A 929-nucleotide genomic window follows, 5' to 3' on the forward strand; every position below is an offset into this window, starting at 1 on the left:
ATCGCGGAAACCACCCTCGCGACGGCCACCATCGCGGAAACCACCTTCACGGCGGCCACCGTCGCGGAAACCACCCTCGCGACGCTCACCGCCACGGAAACCGCCGTCGCGGAAACCGCCTTCACGGCGCTCACCGTCGCGACGGAAGCCACCCTCGCGGCGGCCACCATCGCGGAAACCACCCTCGCGACGCTCGCCGCCGCGGAAACCACCCTCGCGACGCTCACCGCCACGGAAACCGCCCTCGCGGTAACCACCCTCACGGCGCTCACCATCGCGGAAACCACCTACGCGGCGGTCTCCGCCGCCGAATCTGCCTTCCCGGCGGCCGCCCTCGCGGAAACCGCCCGACTGGCGATCCCCGTCGCGGAAGCCGCCTTCCCGGCGGCGCTCGCCGCCACCGAAGCTGCCTTCCCTACGGTCTCCACCCCGGAAGTCACCCTCACGGCGCTCACCGTCGCGGAAACCACCTTGCTGGCGATCACCACGGAAGCCACCCTCACGGCGCTCACCGTCGCGGAAACCGCCTTGCCGGCGGCCACCATCGCGGAAGCCACCCGGCCGACGGTCACCGCCGCCAGAGCTGCCTTCCCTACGGTCTCCAGCCCGGAAGCCGTCATCGCGGCGCTCACCCCGAAAGCCGCCCCCTCGGCGGTCGTCATCCCGGCGGGGCCCACCGGACCAACGGCCCTCGGCGCCGAAGCCGCGGTCGCGAGAGCCACGCTCCCGGTCACGGTCGTCGCGGTACGACGGGCGGTCGCTCCGACGCGAACCGGCGTCGCGGTCGCCGGGTCGCCCGTCGTGCCCCCGAGGACGGTCTCCGCCCTGCGGTCCTGAACTCACAGGTACATCCTTCCTAAGTACGCCGTACAACGGCGCAACGCAGTCGAGGGCCGACCCGATTCCGGGCGGCCCTCGACTGTGACGTG

General features: G+C 72.3%; 1 pseudogene. It reads left to right on the forward strand.

What is annotated here, in order from left to right:
- Window positions 1-837, forward strand: a pseudogene (locus tag Vqi01_RS24180) (hypothetical protein); the annotation flags it as partial.
- Between the last annotated feature and the right edge of the window lie 92 nt (window positions 838-929).

This window comes from Micromonospora qiuiae (assembly GCF_016863555.1).
GTDB lineage: Bacteria > Actinomycetota > Actinomycetes > Mycobacteriales > Micromonosporaceae > Micromonospora > Micromonospora qiuiae.